This window comes from Paenibacillus barengoltzii G22, from assembly GCF_000403375.2.
In the GTDB taxonomy this organism is placed as follows: Bacteria; Bacillota; Bacilli; order Paenibacillales; family Paenibacillaceae; genus Fontibacillus; species Fontibacillus barengoltzii.
Genome location: NZ_KE159654.1, coordinates 189,136 through 210,369, shown reverse-complemented (window position 1 = coordinate 210,369; position 21,234 = coordinate 189,136). Strand labels below are relative to the sequence as shown.

The 21,234-nt window shown below is 55.6% G+C and carries 21 protein-coding genes; 19 read left to right on the top strand and 2 right to left on the bottom strand.

Annotation, left to right across the window (positions count from 1 at the left end; translation table 11 throughout):
- The first annotated feature begins 22 nt into the window (after window positions 1-22).
- From cysT to C812_RS15930, 4 genes are all read left to right on the top strand, one after another.
- Entirely contained in the window at window positions 23-853 is an 831-nt protein-coding gene (cysT, locus tag C812_RS15940; protein ID WP_016313683.1) for a sulfate ABC transporter permease subunit CysT, read from the top strand.
- 125 nt (window positions 854-978) lie between these two features.
- Window positions 979-1,839, top strand: a complete 861-nt coding sequence (cysW, locus tag C812_RS15935) for a sulfate ABC transporter permease subunit CysW (protein ID WP_016313682.1) — start codon at window positions 979-981, stop codon at window positions 1,837-1,839.
- 34 nt (window positions 1,840-1,873) lie between these two features.
- Complete coding sequence (locus C812_RS22345) at window positions 1,874-2,029, top strand: hypothetical protein (RefSeq protein ID WP_157274738.1); 156 nt, start codon at window positions 1,874-1,876, stop codon at window positions 2,027-2,029.
- A 369-nt stretch (window positions 2,030-2,398) separates the two neighbouring features.
- Window positions 2,399-2,623, top strand: a complete 225-nt coding sequence (locus C812_RS15930; RefSeq protein ID WP_009224001.1) for a YezD family protein — start codon at window positions 2,399-2,401, stop codon at window positions 2,621-2,623.
- 206 nt (window positions 2,624-2,829) lie between these two features.
- Here C812_RS15930 and C812_RS15925 read toward each other — a convergent pair whose 3' ends face one another.
- Window positions 2,830-3,765: a hypothetical protein gene (locus tag C812_RS15925; RefSeq protein WP_036625646.1), complete on the bottom strand. Its 936-nt coding sequence runs from the start codon at window positions 3,763-3,765 to the stop codon at window positions 2,830-2,832.
- Window positions 3,766-3,899: 134 nt separating this feature from the next.
- On the opposite strand from C812_RS15925, the gene C812_RS15920 reads away from it, so the two are divergent.
- The 15 genes from C812_RS15920 to tnpA all read left to right on the top strand — a co-directional run bounded on the left by C812_RS15920 (window position 3,900) and on the right by tnpA (window position 20,716).
- A complete protein-coding gene (locus C812_RS15920) occupies window positions 3,900-4,328 on the top strand; it encodes a GNAT family N-acetyltransferase (protein ID WP_009224003.1) in 429 nt (142 codons plus the stop codon).
- Window positions 4,329-4,426: 98 nt separating this feature from the next.
- Window positions 4,427-5,233 carry a sulfite exporter TauE/SafE family protein gene (locus tag C812_RS15915; protein ID WP_083791430.1) on the top strand — a complete coding sequence of 269 codons (807 nt, stop codon included), beginning with the start codon at window positions 4,427-4,429 and terminating at the stop codon, window positions 5,231-5,233.
- A gap of 1 nt (window position 5,234) precedes the next feature.
- Complete coding sequence (locus tag C812_RS15910) at window positions 5,235-5,612, top strand: DUF1634 domain-containing protein (protein WP_016313680.1); 378 nt, start codon at window positions 5,235-5,237, stop codon at window positions 5,610-5,612.
- Between the two features lie 144 nt (window positions 5,613-5,756).
- Window positions 5,757-6,425 carry an NAD(P)-dependent oxidoreductase gene (locus C812_RS15905; protein ID WP_016313679.1) on the top strand — a complete coding sequence of 223 codons (669 nt, stop codon included), beginning with the start codon at window positions 5,757-5,759 and terminating at the stop codon, window positions 6,423-6,425.
- A 22-nt stretch (window positions 6,426-6,447) separates the two neighbouring features.
- Window positions 6,448-8,085, top strand: a complete 1,638-nt coding sequence (locus C812_RS15900) for a bifunctional ADP-dependent NAD(P)H-hydrate dehydratase/NAD(P)H-hydrate epimerase (protein ID WP_016313678.1) — start codon at window positions 6,448-6,450, stop codon at window positions 8,083-8,085.
- Window positions 8,086-8,246: 161 nt separating this feature from the next.
- Entirely contained in the window at window positions 8,247-8,804 is a 558-nt protein-coding gene (gene ssuE / locus C812_RS15895) for an NADPH-dependent FMN reductase (RefSeq protein WP_016313677.1), read from the top strand.
- A gap of 207 nt (window positions 8,805-9,011) precedes the next feature.
- Window positions 9,012-10,451 (top strand): 6-phospho-beta-glucosidase, encoded by a 1,440-nt coding sequence (locus C812_RS15890; protein ID WP_016313676.1) that lies wholly within the window; start codon window positions 9,012-9,014, stop codon window positions 10,449-10,451.
- Between the two features lie 241 nt (window positions 10,452-10,692).
- Complete coding sequence (gene licT, locus C812_RS15885; protein ID WP_016313675.1) at window positions 10,693-11,523, top strand: BglG family transcription antiterminator LicT; 831 nt, start codon at window positions 10,693-10,695, stop codon at window positions 11,521-11,523.
- A 273-nt stretch (window positions 11,524-11,796) separates the two neighbouring features.
- Window positions 11,797-13,689 carry a beta-glucoside-specific PTS transporter subunit IIABC gene (locus C812_RS15880; protein WP_016313674.1) on the top strand — a complete coding sequence of 631 codons (1,893 nt, stop codon included), beginning with the start codon at window positions 11,797-11,799 and terminating at the stop codon, window positions 13,687-13,689.
- 105 nt (window positions 13,690-13,794) lie between these two features.
- A complete protein-coding gene (locus tag C812_RS15875; RefSeq protein WP_016313673.1) occupies window positions 13,795-14,391 on the top strand; it encodes a P-loop nucleotide/nucleoside kinase family protein in 597 nt (198 codons plus the stop codon).
- A gap of 191 nt (window positions 14,392-14,582) precedes the next feature.
- Window positions 14,583-16,355: an ABC transporter ATP-binding protein gene (locus C812_RS15870; protein ID WP_016313672.1), complete on the top strand. Its 1,773-nt coding sequence runs from the start codon at window positions 14,583-14,585 to the stop codon at window positions 16,353-16,355.
- A complete protein-coding gene (locus tag C812_RS15865; RefSeq protein WP_016313671.1) occupies window positions 16,333-18,261 on the top strand; it encodes an ABC transporter ATP-binding protein in 1,929 nt (642 codons plus the stop codon). The genes C812_RS15870 and C812_RS15865 overlap by 23 nt, the downstream gene beginning before the upstream one ends.
- Window positions 18,261-19,022 carry an AAA family ATPase gene (locus tag C812_RS15860; protein WP_016313670.1) on the top strand — a complete coding sequence of 254 codons (762 nt, stop codon included), beginning with the start codon at window positions 18,261-18,263 and terminating at the stop codon, window positions 19,020-19,022. The genes C812_RS15865 and C812_RS15860 overlap by 1 nt, the downstream gene beginning before the upstream one ends.
- 167 nt (window positions 19,023-19,189) lie before the next feature.
- Window positions 19,190-20,056, top strand: a complete 867-nt coding sequence (locus C812_RS15855; protein WP_016313669.1) for an SDR family oxidoreductase — start codon at window positions 19,190-19,192, stop codon at window positions 20,054-20,056.
- Window positions 20,057-20,242: 186 nt separating this feature from the next.
- Window positions 20,243-20,716: an IS200/IS605 family transposase gene (tnpA, locus tag C812_RS15850; RefSeq protein ID WP_016311435.1), complete on the top strand. Its 474-nt coding sequence runs from the start codon at window positions 20,243-20,245 to the stop codon at window positions 20,714-20,716.
- A 328-nt stretch (window positions 20,717-21,044) separates the two neighbouring features.
- Here tnpA and C812_RS21940 read toward each other — a convergent pair.
- Window positions 21,045-21,234, bottom strand: a 190-nt coding sequence (locus C812_RS21940; protein WP_157274749.1) for an IS3 family transposase, incomplete at its 5' end; no start/stop codon positions are given.

Genomic DNA, 21,234 nt, shown 5'->3' with positions numbered 1-21,234 from the left:
TAACGAATCGGAGGCGAAGAATATGCGCAGTAGCACCGCAAAGCGCGGCGTTCTGCCCGGCTTCGGGCTGACGATGGGATTTAGCGTGCTGTACCTCAGCTTGATCGTGCTGATCCCGCTTTCCGCCTTGCTGCTGAATTCTACAGGACTAACCTGGGAGAAATTTTGGGATATCGCAACCGACCCGCGCGTGCTTGCTTCATACAGAGTGAGCTTTGTGACCGCGGCGGTGGCCGGATTGATCGATGCGGTGCTTGGGCTGCTGCTGGCCTGGGTGCTGGTCCGGTACGATTTTCCCGGCAAAAACATTTTTGATGCCATGATCGACCTTCCTTTTGCCCTTCCGACGGCGGTGGCCGGGGTTTCCCTCACCGCGATCTATTCGGCCAACGGCTGGATCGGTTCCTTGTTCGAGCCGCTGGGGATTCGCATCGCGTTTACGCCGGCGGGCATCACGCTTGCGCTGATGTTTATCGGCATCCCGTTTGTTGTGCGCACCGTACAGCCAGTGCTGCAGGACCTGGATGCCGAAGTGGAGGAGGCGGCGGCCACGCTTGGCGCTAGCCGCTTCCGCACCTTCCGCCAAGTGGTGCTGCCGGAGCTGCTGCCCCCGATGTTAACGGGGTTTGCGCTCGCGTTTGCCCGCGGCATCGGCGAATACGGCTCCGTTGTCTTCATCTCCGGCAACATGCCGATGAAGACGGAGATCGCCCCGTTGCTCATCATGTCGAGGCTGGAGCAATTCGACTACGCCGGGGCGACGGCGGTTGCACTGATGCTGCTGCTGATCTCGTTTGTGCTGCTGCTGCTCATCAACACGCTGCAGCGCCGGATTCGCAAGACCGCGCGGTAGGAGATTGAGAGCGCGGACTCACGATAACGAGTGTTGCCGATGGGGAGAGCTGACGATCACGAGATGCTATCTGCCCGGTGAGCATAGGCAAGCTCGGGAACGCCAATCGATAGGGAGGGAAGAGGATGGCCGGTTCTGTGCCATTAGCAGCAAGCAAGCCAACGGCTCCGCGGAAGCAGGCGGGGCAGGGTTCTGGCGTAATCAAGTGGGTGCTGATCACGGCGGCCGCACTGGTCCTGCTGTGGCTCATCGTGTTGCCGCTTACCGTCGTCCTGACGGAGGCGCTCAAGAAAGGCTGGGACGTCTACGTAGCAGCCATCCGTGACCCGGATGCATTATCCGCACTGCGGCTGACGCTGCTCGTCGCTTTGATTACCGTCCCGCTGAATACCATCTTTGGAGTGGCTGCCGCTTGGGCCGTCACCAAATTTAAATTTCGCGGCAAGCAGGTGCTGGTCACGTTAATCGACTTGCCGTTTGCCGTATCGCCGGTGATCGGCGGTCTGATCTACGTGCTGGTCTATGGCTCGCACGGGTGGTTCGGACCGTGGCTGGAGGAGCATCATATCTCGATTATTTTTGCTCTGCCAGGCATCATCTTGGCGACGTTGTTCGTGACCTTCCCGTTTGTAGCCCGTGAGCTCATTCCGCTGATGGAGGACCAGGGGCAGCAGGAGGAGGAAGCTGCAATCACGCTGGGAGCGCGGGGCTTCCGGATCTTCTGGAAGGTCACGCTCCCAAACATCAAATGGGGTTTATTGTACGGAATTGTTCTTTGTAATGCGCGAGCGATGGGAGAATTCGGCGCTGTCTCCGTCGTCTCGGGCCACATCCGGGGAGAAACCAACACATTGCCGCTGCATGTGGAGATTTTGTATAACGAATACCAATTCTCCGCGTCCTTTGCGGTAGCCTCTCTCTTGCTTCTGCTGGCGCTTGTGACCCTGCTGCTCAAAGGCTGGTTCACTCGCCAAAGCCGCCATTAGAGAGGGCTGAGACCAGGGACAAGGGGTGCGCCAGTTGCGCAGGCTGGCCTTGGGAAGAGATGGAGCGGGGAAGCACGGGGAGAGCCTTCTGGGTGAAGCCGGGGATAGCTTCCGGGGAGGCGGTTCCGCGAAGGGTGAAGGCTGGCTTCTGTGCAAGCGCGAGCCAGATCCTGTGGGGCTCAGCATCTAACGGAACGTAAAGCCCTTATTGGCCTATTTCCCGGACTTTTCCCGCTGTAACGGAACCAAGAGACCTTATTGGGCAGAAAAAGTAGAGAAAGAACAGAGATCGTCCGAAATAAGGTCTCCTCGTTCCGTTAGAATTGGAAACACCCGCGAAAAGCACAATTAGCGGCGCTAGGTTCCGTTAGAAGTGTGTGACGAACGTGGAAACATGCAGTCGTTTGAGCATGAGCTTGGCGTAGGGATGTTGCAAGTGGTCGGAAGGCTCGGCTGAATTCAAGATTGGGCGCTGGCTGGGCTGTGTAGCGAAAGTGCCTGGGATCCAGCGAGAACTATTGATTTACCTATATACCTAAATCAGGGGAGGGGTAGGGGGATGGCGAAACCATTGCAAGTTGATGAAATTTGGCTGGAACGGATTGCGGAGCTGCTGGGCGGCATGGAATTCGGTTCATTGAACATCGTTGTCCATGAAGGCCAAATCGTGCAAATGGAACGTACGGAGCGCAGACGTTACGAGTTGAACCCGGGCAATGCCTCCAGGGCTACCGGAGCTTCCCGTCATACGGCCAAACCTTTGCGTGAATCTAGACAGCGTTAAGCGGCTGCCAGGCTCCATAAGAACCAGAACCAGAACGAGCACAAAGACTGAATCCAAAATGGAGAACGAGGAGCAACACGAAAACAACAAGCCGAATAACATCGAAAACATCATCCAAGGCAAAAAACAACCCCGATTCCGGGCAGTCAGGCAGAAGGCCTGTCCGCCTCAAGGAATCGGGGTTGTTTGCGTTTCAGATTTTTTTCTTATTGCGTCGTTTCGCCTTCGTCGCCCTTATGGCTTAGCGCTTGCACGGCTTCGGAGGAGACGGCGTCTGAAGCCTTGGGTGTCATCGGCAGCGGATCATGGCCAACGTACGGACGCGCCCTCCGCGGTTTGCGGCTGTTGAGGCGGAAACCGCCGAGAAACAGCAGCAGCTGTGCCCCGAGTAGATATGGGGCAAGCCAAGAACCGGCCCAATGTCCTACGGCCAGCACGGCGATCAAGGCCGCTAGCAGCCGGGCCGGTACCGCGTTAACGTGCCGGTTCCGCCCGCCCATCACGGCCAAGGAAAGCATGAGCAGCGCAAACCAGGTCGAGGCCAGTTGCATCCAGTCGAGCGCCAATTCCCGCGCGCTTTCGCTTCCCGCACCGCTGGAGAGGCTTGTGTCCAGCAGGTGCCACAACCAGAGCAGTGAGATAAAGAAGGCGGCGGCGAGCACTCCCGGCAAAACGGGCCGAAAAATGCGCCATAGCCAGCTTCCCCAGCCAGGGCCTTCCATTTGGCGGAGCAGCTTGTCCCGTTCGGCGATCAGCGTCTCGCTTTCCCGCTCGATGGTTCTCAGCAGCAGAGGCAGGCGAGAGGCGTCATCATCCTCGGTAAACGCGGAGATTTGCGCGAGCACATTTTCGCTGACATAAGGCGCGGCCCGGCAAGCCAGCAGCTTGTCCCGCAGGGCGCTGGGGTCCGGGAGCGTTGACGAAGATGATTCCGTTGCAGACATCAACGACCCCGCAGCTGCCGCATAGCGTTCCAAGGTCGAGTTAATGTAATCCAGCCGGATTCGCTCGTCATGAATGAGTTTGTTGCGCGATGCGACATAAAGTGCAAGGAACGCAGACAATGCCAGAAAGGCAGCCAGCGCGGCATGATCAGGGCTCTGTAGCCAAGAAACCCATTCCGACAGTGACACGGCGATCACCCTTTCCATATTCCTCCTTTCACTATTGCACAGGTGCCGTTCGGATTCAAGCTTGAGTCAGGAGTTTTGTAAATATGATATACTTGAAAATTGGTGAAAACTTACACAAAAAAACAGCAGGCGGAGGGAACGGCATGAATGAACAACAATCGGGGGCCGATGTGAAGATCAGATACGAAGCGCCCGAAGTTACGGATTACCTGAGGCTTCGTGAACTAGCGGGAATGAGTCCGCGCAGCGCAGAAGGAGCAGAGATTGGCCTAAGCAACTCCATCTTCGCCGTCTCGTTGTACGATGATGCGGGATTAGCGGGGATGGGAAGAGTCGTGGGAGATGGAGGCTGCTTTTTGCAGGTGGTGGACATCGCTGTGCGCCCGGATCTTCAGGGAAAGGGCTTAGGCACATTGATCATGAGCGAAATTATGGGGTTCCTGGAGCAACATGCGCCGCCTTTAACTTATGTCAGCCTGATCGCGGATGTGCCGGCAGACAAGTTGTACCGGCGTTTCGGCTTCGAATATACCGCTCCTGGCGGACTGGGGATGTATTGGAGACAACGATAGCGTGAGCAAGGGGAAGGCTTGCAGCAAGTGAAGCCCTCCGGTGAGTAAAGGGCAAAGGAGATGCCATCGGATTGACTACGACAGTAATTGAAATTTTTATGATCGCGATTCTGGCGGGGATCGTGGGCTCGATTCTCGGATTGGGCGGCGGAATTATCGTGACCCCTGCGCTGACGCTGCTGTTTGGCGTGGACATCAACCATGCCATCGGGGCGAGCATCATTTCCGTCATCGCCACTTCAAGCGGATCGGCGGTGGCGTACATTCGCGACCGGATCACCAATTTGCGGGTCGGCATGTTTCTGGAGATCGCCACGACGGTCGGGGCGATTACCGGAGCATTTATCGGGGCGTTGATTGCCCCGCGGTTTTTGTATATTATTTTTGCCTTACTGCTGCTCTACTCGGCCTATGCCATGATCAAAAAAAGCAAACAAGAGGTTCCGGAAAACGTTCCGCTGCATCCGGTGGCCGAAAAGCTGGGGCTGCAAGGGGAGTATTACGACAAGGCGCTGGGCAAGACCGTCGCCTATAACGTAGACCGCGTGTACGAAGGCTTTGGAGTCATGTACGGTGCGGGCGTCATTTCCGGGCTATTGGGCATTGGCAGCGGGAGTTTTAAGGTGATGGCGATGGACGTGTTTATGAAAATGCCGCTGAAGGTGTCGAGTGCCACCAGCAATTTTATGATGGGCGTTACGGCGGCGGCCAGTGCGGGGATCTATTTGCTCCGCGGGGACATAATTCCGGTGATTTCGGCTCCCGTTGCCCTGGGCGTTTTGATCGGAGCCACCGTCGGTTCACGCCTGATGCAGCGCATGAAGAGTAAAACGATCCGCAAGCTGTTTATCCCGGTCATGGTGTACGTGGCGTTTCAAATGATCTATCAAGGATGGAGGGGCTGACATGGGCGACCATAACGAGACAACGCAAAACCGCACCTTTGAGATTGAGACGGCCATCAGCAAAATGCTCCGGGTTGGCGTGATCCTCGCTGCCGCTGTGATCGTAATTGGGCTCATCCAGTTTTTGGTCACGGGCGACAGCGGATACCCGGGGGATACGTACCCTACCAGCTTTGGCGCGATCATGTCCGGCTTGCTGGCCTTGAAGTCGGTTGCGGTCATCCAGACCGGTTTGCTGCTGCTCATTTTGACGCCGGTATTTCGGGTGTTCGTCTCGCTCTTTTTGTTCTGGGCGGAGAAGGACTACCGGTACGTAGTTATTACTGCCATTGTGTTTATCATCTTGATCCTGAGCTTCGCTTTGGGGAAGGCGGGCTAAGGGAATCAGCGGGAATCTGGGGCTTTCTGACCGCGCGGCGGGGGAAGCCCTTTTGTTTTTGGACTTGCGGGGGCAGGATGATTATAATGTAAGCAGCAAAACTTGGGAATCGCATCCAACAGCGAAGAAAGGGCGTACCGATAGATGAAGATCGTATTATTTGGCGCAACGGGCATGATTGGAAAAAGAATCGCGGTGGAGGCGCTGCAACGCGGACATGAAGTGACGGCAGTGGTCAGAGATCCGGCGCAGGCGGCCGAAACGGGGGTGACTGATCTCGTTCCGACGGATTCCAAAAGGGCCGGGCATTTGATCCGGAAGGAAGGGGATATTTTGGTCCCCGATTCCATCGCCCGGCTGGTTCAAGGACAAGACCTTGTGATCAGCGCGTATGGGCCGCGCTTGGGGGAGGAGGACGAGCTCCTGGAAGCCACGCGTTCGCTGATTGAAGGCGTAAAGCGCGGCGGTGTCCGCCGTCTGATCGCTGTGGGCGGAGCAGGCGGCTTGGAAGTTGCTCCAGGTGTGCGGCTCATGGACACGCCCGAGTTTCCGGAGGAGGTGCGGCCGTTGGCCCGGGCCCATGAAGAAGCGCTGAACCTCTACCGGGCGTCGGACCTGGAGTGGACGGTGTTAAGTCCGCCGGCGCTCATCGAGCCCGGGAAGCGCACAGGGATGTTCCGCTTAGGGTTAGACCGTCTGGTCGTCGACGAACGGGATCAGAGCCGGATTACGGCGGAGGATTACGCAGCAGCCCTTCTGGACGAAGCGGAGGACCCGTATTATATCGGCACCCGTTTTACCGTAGGGTACTAGGTTAGATGGGGGAGGAGAACCAGTGAAATTCGTGACATCCGAGCAAATGCGTGCCGTCGACCGCTATGCGATTGAGCAGATCGGCATTCCGGCGGTCGCGTTAATGGAGAACGCCGGGCGGGCGATTGCCGAGGAGGTGCTGCTTTTTTGCCGGCAACGGCGGGAAGGGCGGCTGCCGGAGCGCCCCGAGGAGACGATCCGCGAGCGTCCAGCTGGTGCGGACAGCTTGGACCGGGATCTGGGCAGCCCGCCAGCGTGGCCGGAAGAGCATTGGCTGATTCTCATCGGCAAGGGAAATAACGGTGGCGACGGCCTGGTGTGCGCCCGCCATTTGGTGGATGCGGGCGTTCGGGTGAGCCTGCTGTACGCCGAGGAGCCGGAGCGACTCGGCGGCGAAGCTGCGCTGCAGCATGCGATCGCTGCAGCGCTGGGGCTGCCGGGCGAGGTGTACACGCCCGGCGCGGTGGCGGCGGCCCGATCCCGCGGGGTAACGGGGATCGTGGACGCCTTGCTGGGCACCGGGGCGAAAGGAGCGCCCCGGGGGGCCTACGCCTCCCTGATTCGGGAGGCGAATGAGAGCCGGCTGCCGATCGTGGCAGCCGACATCCCCAGCGGGCTGGATGCCGATACCGGCGCGGTTCACGACCCGTGCATAGAGGCCCGGATTACCGTCTGTCTCGCCTTTTTGAAGGCGGGGCTGACCCAATATCCGGGCGCGAAGGTCGCGGGGGACGTGATCGTCCGCTATATCGGCATTCCCCGCGCGCTTCCGCCGGGGATGGCGGAAGCCGGGGTGCTGCTCACCGAGGAGGCGCTGCGCGGCGAGCTCGGGGTGGACCCGGGGCGGCGGCGCGAAGCCGACGGGCACAAGGGCACGTACGGGCACGTGCTGGTGGCGGCAGGCAGCCTCACGATGAGCGGCGCCGGCCTGCTGGCCGCCAAAGCCGCGCTCCGCGCCGGCAGCGGCCTCGTCACGTGGGCGCTGCCGGAGGCGCTGCTGCCGCAGGTGCTCGGGGCCGTGCCCGAGCTGATGCTGGCGCCGGCCGGCGGCGAAGCCGGCGCCTGGAACGCCGCAGCGGCGTCCGAGCTGCTGCGGCTGCTGGAGGCGCGCGACGTGCTCGCCATCGGCCCGGGGCTGGGCCGCTTCCCGGGCGAGGACGGCTTCCTGCGCGCCGTGTGGGAGGGCGCCCCGCGTCCCCTTGTCGTGGACGCGGATGCCCTGAACATCCTCGCCGCCGCGAACGGTCCGGCGGCGTGGGCGCGCCGGGAGGCGGCGACGATCCTGACGCCGCATCCCGGCGAAATGGCCCGGCTGGCCGGCCTCTCCACGGCCGAGGTGCAGCGGGACCGCATCGGGCTGGCGCACCGCTACGCGGTTCAGCACGGCGTCACGCTCGTGCTGAAAGGCGCGCGCACCGTGGTAGCGGCCCCGGACGGCCGCGTGTTCGTCAACGTCACCGGGCACCCCGGCATGGCGACCGGGGGCTCGGGGGACGTGTTGACCGGCCTGATCGCCGGGCTGCTCGCCCAGGGCCTGGACGCCGTGCAAGCGGCGGCGTTAGGCGTGTACCTCCACGGCCAAGCCGGCGAACGCGCGGCCGCGGCCCGGAAGGGTAACCCGGCGTCGCTCATCGCCGGGGATATCATCGAGGCGCTGTAACCCGCTGCGCCTTTATGCCGCCCGCCGCCGGATTGCCCTTCGGCGGCGCGGTTTGCATTGACTTTTCAAGCAAATATTGATAGCATCGTTTTAAAATTTAGGCAAATGGCCGGGGTTCGCGAAAAAACGAACCTCCGTCGCAGATAAGGGGAGAATCCGATATGAAAGTGACGATTATTAACGGCAGTCCAACACCAGGCTCCCGGCTAGGGGCCGTCATTGCGTTGACGGAGGAATTGCTGCGCGGTGAGGGCTTCGAAGTCAGCCATGTGAACGTGGTGGAGCTGCCGCCGGAGGATTTGATCCATACGAAATTTGAAAGTGAAGCGATCGTCAAAGCGAATGGGCTCGTTGCCGCGGCGGACGCGGTGGTTGTCGCCAGCCCCGTCTATCAGGCGTCGTATACCGGCGTGCTGAAGACGTTCCTTGATCTCGTGCCGCAAAAAGGCCTGGCCGGCAAAGTCGTGCTGCCGCTCTTTATTGGAGGCAGTCTGGCGCATCTGCTGACGATCGATTATGCGCTGAAGCCGGTTTTGTCCGCGTTGGGCGCACGTTATATTTTGGGCGGTGTGTATACGGTGGACGCCCAGGTAGCACGCACCGAATCCGGCGGCTTCGATATTGCCGGGGAGCTGCGCACCCGGCTGGAGGAGAACGTGAAGGAGCTTGCTCGGGAGACGCGCCTGCGGCAGCAGTCAACACCGCCATCTGGTTCATAAGGCGGGTAGTGCCGGCAGTTTTTAGGTTGACAGTCTCCGGATTGCTTGCTAAAGTTGAAGTATAATCATCAAAATAACATGGGGATGTTACCATTCGGGCATAACCTGAGCACTCTGGCATGCATTGCTTTGCAGCCGGGGTGTTCAGGTTTTTTTGTTTTCGAAGGCCAATCCCTGCAATGAAAACAAATGGAAAGGAGATTGAGCATGAATAATTTGAGATTCCCGGAAAACTTTTTGTGGGGCGGAGCCATTGCTGCAAATCAGGCTGAAGGCGCTTACCTGGAGGATGGAAAAGGACTTACCCAGGTAGATTTACTGCCGACCGGAGAGAAGAGACGTCTTTTTATGAAAGGATACCTTCCTTCGCTTAGACCTTTAGAAGGCGAATTTTACCCGTCTCACGAAGCGATCGATTTCTACCACCGCTATAAGGAAGATATCGCCTTGTTCGCCGAGATGGGATTCAAGGCGCTGCGCGTTTCGATTGCCTGGACACGCATTTTCCCTACAGGCGAAGACGCTGTTCCGAATGAGGCTGGCTTGAAATTTTACGATGACCTGTTCGACGAACTGCTGCGCAACGGCATTCAGCCCGTCGTCACCCTCGCTCATTTCGATGTGCCAGTGGCTCTGATTGAGAAATATGGCAGTTGGAGAAACCGGAAAATGGTAGGGCTGTTTGAAACCTATGCCAAGACCGTGCTGGAACGTTATAAGGATAAAGTGAAATATTGGATGACTTTTAATGAGATCAATATGCTGCTGCACCTGCCGTTTCTAGGTGCAGGTCTGACGTTTAAGGAAGGTGACAATGTCAAGCAGATTCAATATCAGGCGGCGCATCATCAACTAGTTGCCAGCGCTTTGGCAGTCAAAGCTTGCCATGAGTTGATACCGGACGGCAAAATCGGCTGCATGCTTGCGGCGGGCAGCTTTTATCCGTATACGTGCAACCCTGAGGATGTGTACCAAAGTATGGAAAAGGACCGCGAGTCCTACTTCTTCATCGACGTTCAATCACGGGGGGAATACCCGGGATATGCCAAACGCTTCTTCCGCGATCACGGGCTAACGATTGAAATGGAGCCAGGCGATGAGGAGATTCTGAAAAACCATACCGTTGACTACATCGGCTTCAGCTATTACTCCAGCCGTACGACGAGTACGGATCCCGAAGTATGCCAAACAATGACCAGCGGAAATGTGTTCGGTTCCGTTGCCAACCCTTTTCTGGCTAAATCTGAATGGGGATGGACCATCGATCCGCTTGGTCTGCGCATTACAGCCAACCAACTCTATGACCGGTACCAGAAGCCTTTGTTTGTCGTGGAGAATGGGCTTGGCGCGCATGATGAAGTCACTCCGGCGGGAGAAGTGAATGATGATTACCGAATCGACTACCTAAAGAGCCATCTCATCGAACTGGGTAAAGCCATCCAGGACGGGTGTGAGATTATCGGCTACACGAGTTGGGGGCCGATTGATATCGTCAGCGCTTCCAGCGGTGAGATGAGAAAACGTTACGGCTTCATCTACGTGGATCGTGACAATGAAGGCAAAGGTACACTAAAGCGGATCAAGAAGAAAAGCTTTGCCTGGTACCAAAGCGTGATCAAATCAAACGGGCAAAATCTTGGCGAGTAACTGAATTTACGGTGTCATTTAACCCTAAAATAAGAATTGGAAGCTGAGGATGCCCTGGCTTCCCCATTCACAGTGAAAGCGTTGACATTTTGGAGATCCGACGGCTAAACTTGACTAAAATCCAATCTTGTATGAGTTCTTTAGGATTGCTGCTGCTCCGCAGGTTTTACCCGAAGGAAAAAATGTTTCGATTGGAGGATATGAAACCGGCTCTGGCCGGACATTAAGGGCGGGGGTTCATATGGAAATAGCCAAAGTCTTTAACAATAATGTCATCAGTGCGTTACAGGAGAACGGGGAAGAGCTGGTGATCATGGGCAGAGGGGTCGGTTTTAAGAAGAAGCCTGGTGATAAGGTCGACAAGAGCCGGATCGAGAAAGTGTTCGCACTCAAAAACAAGCAGACCTCGGATAATTTCAAGATGCTGTTGCGTGAGGTGCCACTTGAGCTGGTTGTGATCGTTGAGGAAATCATCGATTACGCCAGAAAGAATCTGTCCAAGAAGTTGAACGAAAATATATACGTGTCTTTGACAGACCACATCAACTTTGCGGTGGAACGGCATCAACAAGGTTTGGAGATCAAAAACGTCCTTTTCTGGGAGATCAAGCAGTTGTACAAAGAGGAATTCAACATTGGGCTGAAGATGTTGGAGCAGATCAAGCTTAAGATGGGCATCGATCTTCCTGAGGACGAAGCTGCCTTTATCGCGATCCATATCGTCAATGCTGAGATGAACGAAGAAATTCGCACCACGATGGATATAACCAAGTTCATGCAACAGATCATCAATATCGTTAAATATCATTTCGGGACGGAATTTGAAGAGGATTCACTAAGTTATATGCGCTTTATTACACACTTAAAATTTTTTGCCCAACGTATCCTCAAGGGAATCCATTATAAGGAAAACCACGACAATCTTTTCGATTTGATTAAAGAGAAGCATAGGGAATCGGCGTTGTGCGCTGAGAAAATCAAGCTGTTTGTGGAAAAAGAGTACAATCACAAATTAACCAGTGAGGAGATGCTATATCTGACAGTGCATATCGAACGGGTTGTCAACCGATAATCAGCCGATCCATATCGACGGATCATCAATGGACTGTCAAGCATTGACAAGGGTATGAAAGCGTTATACTATAAAGCCATTAACCATCGAATCAACGATCAAAATGATTATAGCGACAGCAATTTAATGGGATTGTTACTGGTGATGCAGGCAAAACCTAAGCTGTGAAAAAATAGCGAGCCATTGCGCTCTCCTATTTTCATGGCTTAGGTTTTTTATTTGCTCCGCAATCCCGGAAATGAAGCTCTTATTAAAATCATGGGGGGGATTAGCATGAAATATGAGAAGTTGGCTAAAGAAATTATTCAGGGCGTAGGCGGTGAAGAAAATGTCGCTTCGCTCGTGCACTGTGCAACGAGGCTGCGCTTTACCTTGAAAGACCGATCCAAGGCGGATAAGGCCAAGCTGGAGAAGACCGAAGGGATTATCACAGTCAAAGAAAGCGGCGGGCAGTTTCAGGTGGTGATTGGAAACCAGGTGCCTGAGGTTTACAGCGCGATTGGCCGGGTGTCCAATATTCTGAATGATGCCAAGTCGGGTGAGAAAGCACAGGGAGGTAAAAAGGGTCTGGGCAGTGTCATTGATGTGATCTCCGGCATTTTTGCTCCGCTGCTCGGCGTGATGGCAGGTGCCGGTATTCTCAAGGGGCTGCTGCTAATCGCTAGCAACTTCGGATGGCTGCAGACAACGGATACGACATACACGATCTTGTATGCGGCAGCAGACAGTTTATTCTATTTCCTGCCGGCCCTGTTGGCAGTTACTACTGCCAGAAAATTCGGAGGCAATGTCTTTTCGGCTTTGACAATCGCCGGAGCGCTGCTGTATCCAAGTATTATTCAACTGAAGACAGATGGAACGGATACGCACTTCTTTGGGATCCCTGTGATTATGATGAGCTATTCATCAACGGTCATTCCGATTATTTTGTCGGTTATCGTCATGAGCAAGCTGGAAAAGTTCTGCAACCGGGTCATTCATGAGAGTGTGAAGAACTTTGTGACCCCGTTGATTTCGCTTGCGGTGATGGTACCGCTGACGTTAATCGTTTTTGGACCGTTTGGCGTATATGTCGGCAATGCGATCGCCAAAGGTCTGCTGGCAGCCTTCGCGTTCAGCCCGTTGATTGCCGGTGCTGTCCTAGGGGCTTCCTGGCAACTGCTTGTAATTTTCGGTGTTCATTGGGGCCTTGTCCCGGTATTTATTAACAATATTGCGGTTTATGGCAAAGACGGCATCAAGCCGGCGGCAACGGCTTCCGTGTTCGCCCAAACAGGTGCAGCACTCGGTGTAATGTTAAGAACGAAAAACAAAAAACTGAAAACGCTCGCTGGCTCCGCAACGCTCTCTGCATTGTTCGGTATTACTGAACCGGCGGTATACGGGGTAACCCTCCCCCTGAAGCGTCCGTTCATTGCTGGGATCATCGGCGGCGCCGTCGGCGGCGCGATTATCGGCCAAGCTGGCACTCAAGCGTTTGCTTCCGGCGCGCCCGGCCTGCTAACTCTGCCAATCTTTTACGGCCCGGGTGGGCAAGGTTTTCCGGGATTGATCATCGGGATTACGACAGCCTTTCTCTTATCAGCGGTATTGGCTTATGTGCTAGGCTTCAAAGATCCGATTGAAGAAGAGGCTGGGGCAAGTGTCGCGGAAAAACCGGCCAAGGACCAGGAGCGAGGCGGCGCTTCCGATAAACCTGGCGATTTGGTGTACAGCCCGATTAGCGGCACGGTGGTTCCTCTGTCGGAGGTGCCTGATCCAGCTTTTGCTGCGGAGGCGATGGGAAAAGGTATCGCCATTGAACCGGCTGAAGGACGGGTGGTTGCTCCGTTCGACGGAACCGTCACTGTAGCGTTTAAGAAGAAGCACGCTTTGTCGGTTGTATCCGATAAAGGTGCGGAAATTCTCATCCACGTCGGAGTCGATACGGTGAAGCTGGGCGGTCAGTATTTCACTTCGTATATTAAGGAAGGAGATCGCGTGTCGAAGGGGCAATTGCTGCTGGAATTCGACGTGGATAAGATCCGGGCGACCGGATACCATACGGTCACACCGGTGATCGTAACGAACACGTTTGATTATGCCGCTGTGCTTCCGCTTCAGCAGGGAGAGGTCCGTGAAGGTGAGGAACTGCTCCGGATCGTTGGCAGCGAGGATCAAGCCTAAAAGGAAGTTCCTTTGAAGATGTGCTAATGCAGATGTGTCGATCTTCATTGTATTGTACAATAAGGAATAGGCTTTGGGCCGAAACTTAAGGAGGATCGCTACATTATGCAGAAATTGGTCTTTTTCGTAGGAGTCGCTGGTACGGGGAAAACGACGGTGGCTCGCAAGCTGGCAAGACGGATGCCGGCGGCTTTTTTGGATCGGGATACGGTGGGCGGCCGCTGTGTCGAGAAGATTCTGGCGATGAACGGTCTGGATGTGAACGATCGGGATTCTGATTTTTACAAGGAGCACTTGCGTGATCTGGAATACGAGACGACCCGGGACATCTGCATCGAAAATTTGGCGGCGGGCCAAAACGTATTTATGATTTCCCCGTTCACGGCGGAACTGAAGAACAAAGACTGGATCGAAAAGCTGATTCAAGAGGCAGGTCTCACCAAGCAAGAAGTGGACGTGAAGGTGGTTGTCGTGACGCTCAAGGACATGGATACCCAGAAGGAACGGATTATCGAGCGTTGTACGGACCGCGATACGTGGAAGCTGGAGCATTGGGACGACTTCAAGCACCGCGTGCAATTTGTACCCGAGATTAATTGGGACATCCCGTCTTCCTCGATTCTGGTGTTCGACAACAGCGGTGAGCTGACGGAGGAGAAAGTGGACAGCATTTACCAATTTATCGTTGGGGACCAGAATTAAACTGAAGGCTTGCGTTATGCCCTTCCTGTCAACCGGTGGATTCCGGGCAGGAGGGGCTTTTTGTTATCGCGTTTTTGTATGAAGTTTGCCGCTGGAAAAATACACAAGCCTTCCCAACTGATTTATAATAAAACAACATAGTTCACCAAATTGACGATTCTTTCAGAATCACCCGCACTGGAGGTATCAGGATGTCCGTCATGATCGCTATTCTCAAAAAATACCGCATCGCCGCCGTCTCCGCGATCGTCATGCTGCTGATTGAGCTGGCGGTGGAGCTGGTTCAACCGCTGATTATCTCGCGGATCATCGACCACGGGATTCGGCAGCACGCGGTATCCGTCGCCTGGATTTGGGGCGGGGTGCTGATGGTGAGCGCGCTGGTGGCATTTCTCGCCGGGGTCGCCAGTTCCTTTTTCGCTTCACATGTAAGCCAAGGCTTTGGGTACGATCTGCGCGATAAGCTGTACGAGAAGGTACAGTCTTTTTCGTATGAAGTGTTTAACCGGTTTGCGGCTTCGTCGTTGATCACTCGGCTGACCGGGGATATTACGGTGCTGCAGGATGTGATCTTCATGTGTCTGCGCTTTGCGTCCCGGGTGCCGCTCGTTGTTGTCGGGAGCGTGGTGATGGCGCTGGTTGTGCATGTGAAGCTGGGGCTGTTGCTGACGGTGACCGTTCCCGTCTTGCTGGCGTTTGTCCTGTGGATGATCCGAAAAGCATCTGCTTTATTTCGTACGGTGCAGCGGCGAACCGATCATGTGAACGGCCTGATCCAGGAGAACCTGACCGGCATGCGGCTGATCCGCGTGTTCGTCCGGATGTCGCACGAGATTGGGCGTTTCGAGCAGCGTAACCGCGCGTTGCGGGAGGGCACCGTCGCCGCGCTAAAGCTGACGGAGACGACGATGCCGTTCCTGCTGTTTATCATGAACGCGGGGATCATCGCGGTGCTGTGGTTTGGTCGAATCGAGATTGCGGACGGGGGGGCCAGCGTGGGGGAAGTCGTTGCTGTGATTAACTATTCACTGCGTACGATTGGCGCGTTGTCGGCGTTGTCCTGGATCATGAGCTCCTTGTCGCGGGGAGCGGCATCTGCCGGACGGGTGCGTGAGGTGCTGGAGGAAAACGATCCGGTAGGCGAGCGGGAAAACCGAGCAGGAGGGGCAAGCGGCGCGGATGTGGAAGAAGAGGCTGCTTCGATTCAAGGCCGCATTGAATTCCGCGAGGTATCGTTCCGCTATCCGGGACGTGACGTAATGGCGCTGGAGCGGATTTCATTTACGGCGGAGCCGGGACAACGGATCGCGATCCTGGGGGCCACCGGCTCAGGGAAATCCTCGCTGGTCCAGCTGATACCAGGCATGTATGAACCAACGGAAGGGACGATCCTCATCGACGGAACGGACCTTCGCGAGCTGGACCGGAAACGGCTGCGCCGTGCGATCGGTTATGTGCCGCAGGAAGTGATGTTATTCTCCGGCACGATCCGGGAAAATATCGCCTGGGGGCGCGAGGACGCGACGTTGGATCAAATCGAGACCGCCGCCCGGCAGGCGCAGATCCACGATACGATCGAGCGCCAGCCGCAGGGCTATGAGACGCGGCTGGGGCAACGCGGCGTGAATCTGTCCGGCGGACAGAAGCAGCGCCTGTCGATCGCGCGGGCGTTGATCCGTCGCCCGGCGATCCTGATTCTGGACGACAGCACGAGCGCGCTGGACGTCCGTACAGAGGCGGCTCTATTGAAGGAGATCTCACGCCTGTCCTGCACGACGCTGCTCGTGACGCAGAAGATCAGCTCCACGATGACGGCGGACCTGATCCTCCTCTTGGATGACGGTCGGTTGATCGCCAGCGGCAAGCACGAGGAATTGCTGCAGCATTCGGAATTGTACCGACGAATTTGCGAATCCCAGCTGGGAAAGGAGGCGGAAGCTCATGTCGTTCAAGACCTTCACTGAGCCATTTCGGCATCCGTACCCGAAGCTGGATGCACTATCGCCATCGCAGGGTGGAGACTCGCGTCAGGAGGCGGCTCCCGCGTCTCGCCGGCCCGGTCATGGCGGTGGACCTGGGGTACGGCCTAAAGTGCGGGCAAAAAATTGGTCCGCCACCTTAAGCCGAATTTGGAGTTATCTATCTGCCCACAAAGCGCGGCTGGCTGCGGTCCTGCTGATGGTTGTATTCAGCTCGGGATTAGCGCTGCTGGGGCCTTATCTGGTTGGGGTGGCCATTGATGACTACTTAGAAGCTGGCGGCGGGCGGCCGTGGGTGCTGTTCCTCGTTGGACTAACGTTAGTTTTTGCCGGATCATCACTCACCTCCTGGCTGCAAAATATCTGGATGATCACCATCGCCCAAGAAACGGTGTATCGCATGCGTTCCGAGCTGTTCGCCCAGCTGCACCGGCTGCCGATTCCTTATTACGGCAAGCGTCAACAGGGCGAGATCATGAGCCGGTTAACCAATGATATAGACAATGTCAGCTCCACACTGAACAGCTCGGCGATCCAAATTTTCTCCAGCGTGCTGACACTGATCGGAACGCTGAGCGTGATGCTGTACCTCAGCCCGCTGCTGACGTTGCTGACGTTCCTTGTTGTACCGCTGATGATGGCCGGGATGCGTTGGATCACGAAACGGACGGGGCCGCTGTACAAGCGACGTCAACAGGATCTCGGCAACCTGAACGGGTACATTGAGGAGACGTTGTCGGGGCAGCGGATCATCAAGGCGTTCTCGCAAGAACACCGGGTGCTGCAGGGCTTCCGTGAACGCAACGGGGCGATCCGCAGCTCCAGCTTCTGGGCGCAGACCATTTCCGGCTTCATCCCGAAGCTAATGAACGGATTGAACAACCTTAGCTTTGCGATTGTTGCGGGGATCGGCGGGGTGCTGGCGGTGAACGGTCGTGCCGGCGTGACCGTTGGGGTGATCGTAGTGTTCGTGGAGTATGCACGGCAATTCACCCGGCCGCTGAACGACCTCGCGAACCAATGGAACACGCTGCTGTCGGCGATCGCCGGGGCGGAGCGCGTGTTTGAGGTGCTGGACGAGGAGGTCGAAGCCAGCGATGAACAAGGGGCGGCAGAGCTGACGTCCGTTCGGGGCGAGGTGGTCTTCTCTGATGTGTATTTCTCTTATGAGGAAAATAAAAACGAGGGCGGCGACACGTTGGAGGACATCAGCTTTACCGCGAAGCCGGGCGATACGATTGCTTTGGTCGGGCCGACGGGTGCCGGCAAAACGACGCTGATTCAGCTGCTCTCGCGCTTCTACGAACCTTCCCGGGGGACGATCACCGTTGATGGACGCGATATCCGCACGATCCGGCGCGACAGCCTGCGTTCACAGATGGCGTTTGTGCTGCAGGATTCGTTCCTGTTCCAGGGCACAATCCGCGACAATATCCGCTTTGGTCGTCTTGATGCGACCGATGCGGAGGTGGAGGAGGCTGCCAAGCTGGCGAACGCCCATTCCTTTATCGTGCGGATGCCGGGCGGCTACGACAAGGTGCTTGGCGCGGACGGCGGCGGCATCAGCCAAGGGCAACGGCAGCTGCTGGCGATCGCACGGGCGATTTTGGCGGATCCCTCTATCCTTGTGCTGGACGAGGCGACGAGCAGCATCGACACCGTGACGGAGATCAAGATTCAAGAGGGCCTGCAGCGGTTGATGCAAGGAAGAACCAGCTTCGTGATCGCCCACCGGTTGAACACGATCCGTCAGGCTGACAAGATCCTGGTCTTGAAGGAAGGCCGCTTGATCGAGCAGGGCTCGCATGAAGAGTTGCTGCGGCGTCGCGGATTCTATTACAGCTTGTACCATGGCGGCTTGGATGCAGCCAATGAGGAGGCGGACGCTTGATGGAGTGGAACGCCTATCTGCGGAAAATCATGTTACAGCGGGACGAGGTTCCGACGTTTGACGACTATCCTTTTCATTTACCGGCGGTCTTATCGCTAGGGCAATTGGAGTTCCATCCGAAAGTCACATACATTATCGGCGAGAACGGGATGGGCAAGTCCACGCTGCTGGAGGGCATCGCCGTCGCCCTTGGATTTAACCCGGAAGGCGGCACGATGAACTTCAGCTTCGCGACAGCCGAGACTCACTCCGAGCTGCATCGTTATTTGCGTACGATCAGGGGGGCGACGCGGCCGCGGGACGGGTTCTTTTTCCGGGCGGAGAGTTATTATAATCTAGCGACGGAAATCGATAAACTGGACCAGGAAAATGTTGCGTGGGTTAGTCCGCCGCGGATCGTCGACTCCTATGGAGGGAAATCGTTGCATACGATGTCGCATGGGGAATCGTTTTTTGCCGCGTTTATGAACCGCTTCAGCGGATATGGCCTGTACATCTTGGACGAACCGGAGGCGGCGTTGTCTCCGTTCCGGCAGATGGCGATGTTGTCCAGGATTCATGAGCTGGTTGGACGTCGCTCCCAGTTTATCATTTCCACGCATTCGCCGATCCTGATGGCCTATCCGGATAGTCTGATGTATCAGCTCACGCCGGACGGGATCAAGGAAACTACGCTTGAAGAGACCGACCATTATATCATCATGAAGGAGTTCGTTAATCGTCGGGAGGGTATGCTAAAAGAGTTGCTGCGAGAGGAATAACGAAGAGGACGATCAGGCAGCTTGACGGATATGTCTACCCACCCGGCGTTGTTGTCGGCATCATACCTCATGAAAGAAGATTTTGACTTATCGATGGTGTGTAACTATAATAGTTACAGGTGAGCGCGTAGACTTCATGGTAATCCATTTGATAGGAGGAGTCTGGGATGAAGATTTTAGTGACAGGAGCGACGGGGCAACTCGGCGCCAAGGTCGTGGAAGCGCTGCTGGCTTCGGTGCCGGCAGAGCAGCTGGCGGTGAGCGTTCGCGATCCGCAAAAAGCAAGTGCGCTGAGCGAGCGCGGTGTGGACGTGCGCAAGGGAGATTTTGACGATCCGGCTTCGCTGGACACGGCTTTTGCCGGTGTGGATCGGCTGCTGATCGTATCCACCCAGGGCGACAACGATACGCGGATTCGTCAGCACATGGCAGCTGTTGAGGCCGCTCAGCGTGCCGGCGTGAAGTTCATCGCGTATACGAGTGTGGTGAATGCAGCGTCGAACCCGTTGGCGTTAGCCCCCGTTCATAAAGCGACCGAGGAAGCGATTGCGAAGACGGGCATTCCTTACGCTTTCCTGCGGAACAACTGGTACATCGAAAATGAAACCGGCTCGATCCAAGGCATTTTGGCTGGAGCTCCGCTGGTCACTTCCGCTGGAGACGGTAAAGTAGGCTGGGCGACACGGGGGGACTACGCGCAAGCGGCCGCAGCGGTGTTGGTTGGCAATGGCCATGAGAACAAAATTTATGAGCTGTCGGGACCGATGCTGACGCATGATGAACTGGCACAACGAATCGGCGAAGTTCTGGGCCGTGAAGTTCCTGTGCAGCATGTTGACGATGCAGCTTATGCCGAAGCAATGCGCCGTGCGGGTGTACCGGAACCGGTAGTTCCGTTCCTCGTCTCCATCCAAAGCGCGATTCGCGAAGGGGCGCTGGACGTTCCAAGCAGCGACCTGGAAGCCTTGCTAGGCCGGCCGGTCACTCCGATTGGGGACGCCATTTCCGACATCGTTAAAGAGCTGCAAGCTTAATATCGAAAAGCCCTGTTCCGGGAGCGGAACAGGGCTTTTTATTATGGCTTTAGCCAGTTGAGCTCGCGAAGCGTGCGAAACAAAAAACCACCCGCTATGCGGGTGGAGGAACGAAGGTTTGACCAACTAGACCATTCCCATAAAATTGAGATGTTCAGGCTCAATAAAAGAAAGGAATGGTCTTAGATGGCAAACAAGAGCTATAGTTTAGCTCACACGAAGTGGATGTGCAAATACCATATCGTGTTCACCCCGAAGTATAGACGGAAAGAGATCTATAATCAAGTGAGGAGAGATTTGATCGAAATATTTAAGCGTCTGTGCAAATACAAGGGAGTGGAGATCATAGAAGGCCACATGATGCCGGATCATGTACACATGCTGGTAGCGATACCACCCAAAATCTCAGTATCCTCATTTATGGGGTATCTGAAGGGAAAGAGCTCACTAATGATATTCGAAAAGCATGCCACCCTAAAGTATAAATATGGAAATCGGAAATTTTGGGCGGAGGGATACTACGTAAGCACAGTGGGCTTGAATGAGGCCACTGTCGCAAAGTATATCCGCGAGCAGGAAGCACATGACCAGGCAATCGATAAACTGAGCGTCAAAGAGTATGAAGATCCATTTAGCAGAAACGGTAGCAAGAAAAAGTAAACCAGTTTAACTGGTAAGTGAAAGTGACAAAAACACTGAGCCTGAACAATTTTATTGTCAGGCTAGCGTCTTTAGGCGCAGTTTGGCAACAAGGGGTTATACCCCAAGAGCAAACCACCCGTTGGACGGGTGGTTATGATTGCGTGCTTGCGGCTTCCTCTTAGGGCTGGCGCCGTGTGGCCAGCCTCTTAACTGCAAAAGTGCAGTTGATTTTCGGCGAAACCGGCTATTTTAGCGTCTAAGATGTAAAAGCGGCTAGGCCCCCTAAATCCGGAGTCCTGACCTACAAGTTTTGTGTTATCGCAGTCCAGCTCATTTTCTTGTGTGTTTACATCGATTTATGGAACTTTGAGGTATCCTCTAGCATTTTGACCCATAACGAAAACTTCATGGGAGCCATATGCTTCAGGCTACCATGCATTCTTCGATAATTATAAAAGTCCATATATTGATCAAGTGCGATAAACGCTTCTTCAAACGTCATAAATTCTCGTCTGCTAAACAAGTCGCGTTCCAAT

What these genes read in the sequence shown, in the direction of transcription:
- cysT (WP_016313683.1), top strand. Translation starts at nt 23, where the DNA reads ATGCGCAGTAGCACCGCAAAGCGCGGCGTTCTGCCCGGCTTCGGGCTG.
- cysW (WP_016313682.1), top strand. Translation starts at nt 979, where the DNA reads ATGGCCGGTTCTGTGCCATTAGCAGCAAGCAAGCCAACGGCTCCGCGG.
- C812_RS15930 (WP_009224001.1), top strand. Translation starts at nt 2,399, where the DNA reads ATGGCGAAACCATTGCAAGTTGATGAAATTTGGCTGGAACGGATTGCG.
- C812_RS15920 (WP_009224003.1), top strand. Translation starts at nt 3,900, where the DNA reads ATGAATGAACAACAATCGGGGGCCGATGTGAAGATCAGATACGAAGCG.
- C812_RS15915 (WP_083791430.1), top strand. Translation starts at nt 4,427, where the DNA reads ATGATCGCGATTCTGGCGGGGATCGTGGGCTCGATTCTCGGATTGGGC.
- C812_RS15910 (WP_016313680.1), top strand. Translation starts at nt 5,235, where the DNA reads ATGGGCGACCATAACGAGACAACGCAAAACCGCACCTTTGAGATTGAG.
- C812_RS15905 (WP_016313679.1), top strand. Translation starts at nt 5,757, where the DNA reads ATGAAGATCGTATTATTTGGCGCAACGGGCATGATTGGAAAAAGAATC.
- ssuE (WP_016313677.1), top strand. Translation starts at nt 8,247, where the DNA reads ATGAAAGTGACGATTATTAACGGCAGTCCAACACCAGGCTCCCGGCTA.
- C812_RS15890 (WP_016313676.1), top strand. Translation starts at nt 9,012, where the DNA reads ATGAATAATTTGAGATTCCCGGAAAACTTTTTGTGGGGCGGAGCCATT.
- licT (WP_016313675.1), top strand. Translation starts at nt 10,693, where the DNA reads ATGGAAATAGCCAAAGTCTTTAACAATAATGTCATCAGTGCGTTACAG.
- C812_RS15880 (WP_016313674.1), top strand. Translation starts at nt 11,797, where the DNA reads ATGAAATATGAGAAGTTGGCTAAAGAAATTATTCAGGGCGTAGGCGGT.
- C812_RS15875 (WP_016313673.1), top strand. Translation starts at nt 13,795, where the DNA reads ATGCAGAAATTGGTCTTTTTCGTAGGAGTCGCTGGTACGGGGAAAACG.
- C812_RS15870 (WP_016313672.1), top strand. Translation starts at nt 14,583, where the DNA reads ATGTCCGTCATGATCGCTATTCTCAAAAAATACCGCATCGCCGCCGTC.
- C812_RS15865 (WP_016313671.1), top strand. Translation starts at nt 16,333, where the DNA reads ATGTCGTTCAAGACCTTCACTGAGCCATTTCGGCATCCGTACCCGAAG.
- C812_RS15860 (WP_016313670.1), top strand. Translation starts at nt 18,261, where the DNA reads ATGGAGTGGAACGCCTATCTGCGGAAAATCATGTTACAGCGGGACGAG.
- C812_RS15855 (WP_016313669.1), top strand. Translation starts at nt 19,190, where the DNA reads ATGAAGATTTTAGTGACAGGAGCGACGGGGCAACTCGGCGCCAAGGTC.
- tnpA (WP_016311435.1), top strand. Translation starts at nt 20,243, where the DNA reads ATGGCAAACAAGAGCTATAGTTTAGCTCACACGAAGTGGATGTGCAAA.